This window comes from Tenacibaculum amylolyticum (assembly GCF_964511145.1).
Taxonomy (GTDB): Bacteria; Bacteroidota; Bacteroidia; order Flavobacteriales; family Flavobacteriaceae; genus Polaribacter; species Polaribacter amylolyticum.
Map to the genome: position 1 here is coordinate 1 of NZ_CAZEFZ010000051.1, position 5,207 is coordinate 5,207.

Sequence of the window (5,207 nt, forward strand, 5' to 3'; positions counted from 1 at the left end):
AACTTCTTTGCGTTTTTCCATAAAATCTACAGTTAAAACTGTAAACTTATTTCAGGACAAGACATTTTCACAAAGCCTCATTTAAAAAGGGGAAGGATTGTCTAACCGCATCTATCATAATACTACGAAAATGAATTAGTACGACTTTTAATCATATAACTCTTTATCAATATCATTTAATAAATTAATAATAAAGACTTTATGACTTGTATTAATAACATCGTTAAAAACTTTATCATGAAGTGCTTTATATTTTAATTCTCTTTCCTCTCTCTCAAATATTGAATATTCATAAGATATGCCTGTTTTCAGAGCTTTATTTAAGGAACTTTTCTTATTTTTAAATAAGTAACTTGAAACGACATTAATATTATGATAAAAAATATTTTTAAAAAAAGAGTCTTCAATTAGGGTTGAAGAGAAACTATTTGAATTATCATAAATATATCCAACAGCATCAAGATATTTTTCTTGAAACTTTATTTCTTTTTTGTTGAAAATATCTTTACTATATGAAAAAAAAGTTTCTAAACAATTAGACTGTTCATTATTTAAATCATCTAATTTATTTTTTAAATAACTAACATCTGTAATATAATTTACATCTATTTCACAATCGGGATTAACAATATTCTTAGGTTCTTTTTTGCTGTTTTCTAAATTTTTATTAGTCTTATTATTTACGATTTCTTGTTTATTAATAATTACTTCTTGATCTTTATCATCTTTAACAAATGATTTCTTTTTCTGTGAATTAATACAAGATGTATTAATAAGTATTAATAATATTATAATTCTCATTTTGTTTTTATTATTTAATTTCTTCTTTTTTTGTGTTGTTTTTCATCTTGACTAATAAGTAAATTGAAAAAACGCTTTCTAGCCTTCCTATCTTCTCTTTCTTTAAATGTTTTTTCAGATTGTTTTCTTAAATTGTTTAAATCGTTTTGCTTAAAAAAACAGTAGATATTAGGTTTGATTTTTCTTCATAGAAAACAAAGAACCATACTACATTTGTAATATGGTTCTAATATGTATAATTAATACTAACTACTTTTATTAATTTTATTTCTCCATGGATTGAAGTTTTTTAAACTTAAAAACCTTATCATTTCCAATAAGCTTGTAACTCCTATCATTTAGATTGATCGAGTTAATATCTAATTTATCAGTTTCATCATACTTATGTGTTTGGTGAAAACCATTATCATAATAGATAGAGTTTTTCCAACCTGTAGAAGAGTCATAATATTCAAAAAAATAAATTTTAGATTTTTTAAATGAAAAATTAAAATCTTCTTCTTCTATCGAGTAAAATACATGGTATCCTAAAAGTTTACTTTCATTTTTTACATAAAGAATATTAACTACTGGATCCTCTAAAAAATTAGCTCCTAATTCTTTTTCATAATTTAACTTCAATAAATTAATATCATAATCCTTATTATTAAATATTTTATAATCTAATGCTTCACTAAAATTATATTTTTTATCAATTACATTTTTTTTCTTGAGAAAATTTATCGCTTTTTCTACATCGCTTAATAATGAGTTTCCTACATTAACTTTCTTAAGTGTAGGAGATTTTATTGCTGTAGTAATGACTGTATCTACTTTAACTAAACCTACACTTTTACCTTCTTTCTTTTTTGCATTGCAGCTAACAATAACTAAAAGAACAATTATCATTTTATTCAAAACCTGTCCCATTTAATAATTCGTTTTTTCTTTGATTAGAAATTAATCTTGTTTGGTTTTTCCCATTTTCAGTTGTATTCTTAAAATTTTGGAAAGTAAAAATTATATTACCATCTTTATCTTTGGATATTCTAACAGTACCTTTTACACTTTGGTTGCCATCCTCATCTTCAGATTTAAAAAATACATCTTTATAAGCTATATTAGCATCTAAAAGCTTTGACTTCTTTAAAAAAGGACTATTTGTACTCCTTAATTCTGTACCTATTTCAAAATGTAGATGTACATTATTTCCAGTTAAACCACTTGCATTTCCTGTAGTTCCCACAGTACCTACTTGTTGTCCAGCAGTAACGCTTGCACCTTCTTCAACGTTTGTAGACTCTAAATGCGCATAGAAAGTATAGTATGTTCTTGTTACTTTTTTTGTTTCTGGTATAATTGTACCATCACTTCTAGTTGTAAATTCTCCTGTAGGAACATGATCTGTATGAGTTGTTTTAACTGTCACATAATTTCCATAAGAACTACTTGTACCTACCTTATGAACTGTACCAGCCATAGATGACCTTACACTTGTACCTGCTTCTGCATATAAATCATGACCTGCATGCCATTTAGTTCCATTATTTCTTGTATAACCTGCCCCTAAATTACTCGCTCTATTAACTCTCATTCTTTCCATTTCTGGTAAAACATTTTCACAATTAATACCTGGAGGACAATCACCATCAGGGTCAGTAAGGTTTATTGGTTTGTTTAATGCATAAGCATAAGGGGTACTTTGAATTTGACCTATAGCATCTGCTTTACTATCAACATTCATCCATCTTCCTAAACTAGCGTCATAATTTCTTGCACCAAAATCTAACCAATTTAACCCGAGTTCTTCATTTAACTCTTTTCCATTATAGCTGAAATTCTGAGCTAAAGAATTACCATTACTAGATACATTATTATTGTATCCTTTCTGTATCATTCCAAAAGGATAATAATGTTTTTCTTGTATAATTTCAGATTGTGTAACTATACCATCTTTATTAGTATCTGTATAGCTTAATCTAACATTATCAAGGTGATCTTTATGTTGATAAATATAACTAAAACCTGTGTGTTCGGGTTTTACATACCCTTCTGTATGGTTAAAGAACTGTAATTCATCATTTTCATATACGTAACCATTCGCATAATCTGTAGTGATATTTTCTATTATTTTTCTCAATTTCATTCCCACTGCATCATAGGTATATACAATAGTTTTCCCTCCTATAACTATGTTAGTTGGTAAATTTAAATGATTATAACTAATATTTGAGATACCTTTATTGGCATCGGATATCATATTCCCATTTAAATCGTATGAATAATCATCATTAGTATTACTTGTACTATCTTTAAAACCATACCCATCATTTCCATTATCTACAACTTTAATTAGTTTATTTCCATTATCGTAGCTATATACTAAATCATCCATAACTCCAAAACTGGTAGCCTCTGTATTTAAATGTCCATTCCTTTTAATACTTAATACATTTCCATTTTTATCATACATAATTCCAGAAAGATCATAATTTGAAATGGTCTTTCCTGTAGCAGCTGTAATTCGATTTAATGGATCGTAAGCATAACTATAGGTCTTTTTAGAATTATCTAAATTTGCAGTTTGCCAACTGGTTTGTGCTATGTTTCCGTTATATAATGCCACTCCTGAACTTGGGTTGTTATAGGTTATCTCAAAGTTAAACAAATCATTGTCATTATTTGCATCCTCATTAATTTTTTTAAGCCATCCTCGAATATTATATGCATAATTCACTGTTTGTAAATCTCCTCCAACTTTCTTAGAAGATAATTGCCCTAAGGCATCATAACTATTGCTTACAATTGTTTCAACTGGTTGTTCATTAATTTTTTGTTGTTGACTTAATAAACGACCTGTATGATCGTATTGAAAAGTATCTATAATAACAATATCTGCTTTACCTGTCTTTTGATGCGTGGTGGTTGTTTCTTCAACCCTTCCTACAAAATCTAACCTAGAAGCTACCCTATCTGTCGTTCCTAAAAATGCATTATGAGTATACACATAAATAGGACGTGCTTTTTCATCATAAAAAGTAACTGTAGTAATCCAATCATTGGTATCTAATACCTTTATTTTTGTTCCTGTTACTAATCCTTCTATACGATTAGTTGCATCTATTCCATAAGCATTTACTGTAGTAGTTGCACCTGCTTTATCAAAGGTATAGGTATCATAATAATTCACTGTTAATACTTCTACATTTGCACTCGGGAAGTTTGTATTCGTATAATCATTCAAGCTTCCTTCACTTGTTGTTTTTGTTTCATAGTATGCAGTGACTGAATCATTATTACTATTGAATAATGCTTGCATTGCAGGCTGATCTATCTCCGTTGTATGTGTATACAGACCTGTATAGATAGTTCTTCCTAATTTATCATATTTGGTAAATAGCCACTTATTTTGGGCTCTTAAATTCGCATCTTGTGTTAATACATGACGATCTAAGTTATCATATACTACGTATTCCCATGCTTTTCCTGCAATTTTCTTTTCTACTAATCGGTTTCTATAATCATACTTGTATTGATAACATAATTCAGAAAGTTCAGTATCTGATACTCCATCTATAGTGGTTACTTTTGGAGGTAATACATAGGTTAAATTCCCAAAGTCATCATATACATAGTAGGTATCATGCGGTTCATTTTCATTATAAGTACGCTTTAAAACTACTTGACCTTGTTTATTCTTAAATTCTTCTGTAGTATGATCTTTACCGTCTGTTGCCGTCCAATTTTCGTCTTTGTTAATTGTTTTGTATAATTCACCTTGAAGATAGAAGCCATTACCTCCTGTTAATGTTGGTTGATATACCCCATTTGCTTCCGTAGTAGTAACTCCGAATAATCGTACTTCATCTACACCATTAGAGATATGCTCAAATTTAATTTCATGTCCATTTCCTAATTTCCAATCTTTCCCCGGTGCTGCTTGTTGTAATACTCTATTCAGTGGTGAAGCTTCCAATAATTTCTCTGAATAAGCATTGATTTCATTATCATTTGTAATTTCTATAAAATCATCTGTATAGTTAGTCTTATAATAGTTTACAATTGCGGATTTTGGGTTTGTATTTATCGCTCCATTTGTATTTATAGATGCATATGGTAAATACTCTTTTGCCTGTCTGCCATACGCATCGTATTCCATATATGAAACTACATCCTTTTCACTTGGTGACTGTTGTATCGCAATACTCTGTTTTGCTCTTCCTAAGCCATCGTAATAAATAACATTTCGTATAGCATCTGCTGTTTGAGTTAAAGTAGATGTACTATCGGTTGCTATTTGTGGAGTTATAGAGTATACAAAATTCTCATCACTAAGTCCTCCTAATATACATCCTGTTGCTGAGCCTTTTCCATCTGTTTCAGGACATTGGTCATTATTATTGGCTACATACCCTAAAGGCATGCTA

General features: G+C 29.1%; 3 protein-coding genes. All 3 read right to left on the bottom strand.

Annotation, left to right across the window (positions count from 1 at the left end; translation table 11 throughout):
• Positions 1-147: 147 nt before the first annotated feature.
• Entirely contained in the window at positions 148-801 is a 654-nt protein-coding gene (locus ACKTTC_RS12885; RefSeq protein ID WP_408040244.1) for a hypothetical protein, read from the bottom strand.
• Between the two features lie 264 nt (positions 802-1,065).
• Positions 1,066-1,698, bottom strand: coding sequence for a hypothetical protein (locus ACKTTC_RS12890; protein ID WP_408040245.1), 633 nt, complete (start codon positions 1,696-1,698; stop codon positions 1,066-1,068).
• The coding region (locus tag ACKTTC_RS12895) for a DUF6443 domain-containing protein (RefSeq protein WP_408040246.1) at positions 1,691-5,207 on the bottom strand (3,517 nt) is incomplete at its 5' end. The genes ACKTTC_RS12895 and ACKTTC_RS12890, both read right to left, overlap by 8 nt.

Bases quoted from the DNA above. Each gene is read 5' to 3' on its own strand.
- ACKTTC_RS12885 (WP_408040244.1), bottom strand. From the start codon at position 801: ATGAGAATTATAATATTATTAATACTTATTAATACATCTTGTATTAAT.